The organism is Candidatus Melainabacteria bacterium RIFOXYA2_FULL_32_9 (assembly GCA_001784615.1).
Classification (GTDB): domain Bacteria; phylum Cyanobacteriota; class Vampirovibrionia; order Gastranaerophilales; family UBA9579; genus UBA9579.
In genome coordinates, this window is record MFRQ01000038.1 from 2,449 (window position 1) to 3,491 (window position 1,043).

Genomic DNA, 1,043 nt, shown 5'->3' on the forward strand with positions numbered 1-1,043 from the left:
TGTTTTAATTTGTGGTTTTATTGTTTCTAGCTGCATATTTCACATCCTAATAAATTCATTTTATATTAGCTGAAATTATAACATATTACTAGTCAACTGTTGTAAAATTGAGTTACTGTTATAATACTTAAAACCATTAAACATTTTAAATTGCTATTTTGATACATAATGATATTTTATTTGGTTAAATATCCATCAGCTAACTAGCTAATATATTAGAGAGGAATATATAAATATGTCCACACCAATATCTGGAAAAGAAATAAGAAAAAGATTTATAAATTTTTTCATTGAAAAACATAATCATAGAGAAGTAAAAAGCTCAAGCTTGATACCCGATAACCCTACGGTACTTCTTACTCCCGCTGGCATGCTTCAATTTGTACCAATATTTTTAGGGTATGAAAAACCACCTGAGCCACCCAGAGCCGTATCTGTTCAAAAATGTGCAAGGGCCGGGGGCAAAGATTCAGATATAGAGAATGTAGGCAGAACCCCAAGACATCATACTTTCTTTGAAATGCTGGGTAATTTCAGTTTTGGAGATTATTTTAAAGAAGAGGTAATTCCGTGGGCATGGGATTTTGTTACTGATGAACTTAAACTCGACAAGTCACGTCTCTGGATTACAATTTTTGAGACCGATGATGAAGCTTTTGAAATTTGGAATAAAAAAGTAGGCATTCCTGCTGAAAAAATCCTTAGAAAAGGAAAGAAAGATAATTTTTGGGGACCTCCCGGGCCAACAGGCCCATGTGGACCCTGTACTGAAATTCATTATGACCTTGGAGAAGAATATTCCTGTGGCACAGATTGCAGTATTAATACCTGTGAATGTGACAGATACGTAGAAATCTGGAATCTTGTTTTCATGGAACTTAACAAGGATGAAGAAGGTAATTTTACGCCCCTTGAAAGAAAAAATGTCGATACAGGCATGGGTCTTGAAAGAGTAACCATGGCTGTAAACGGATTTTGCTCAACTTTTGAGACTGATCTTCTTTATCCAATACTTGAACAGGTCTGCCAAATGTCAGGTAGAA

The 1,043-nt window shown here is 34.8% G+C and carries 2 pseudogenes (both only partly in view); one reads left to right on the forward strand and one right to left on the reverse strand.

Features of this window, described 5'->3' with window-relative positions:
- Window positions 1-36, reverse strand: a pseudogene (locus A2255_06560) (hypothetical protein) (it extends 678 nt beyond the left edge of the window).
- A 199-nt stretch (window positions 37-235) separates the two neighbouring features.
- Between A2255_06560 and A2255_06565 the strand changes: the two are divergent.
- A pseudogene (locus tag A2255_06565) lies at window positions 236-1,043 on the forward strand (alanine--tRNA ligase) (it continues 1,847 nt past the right edge of the window).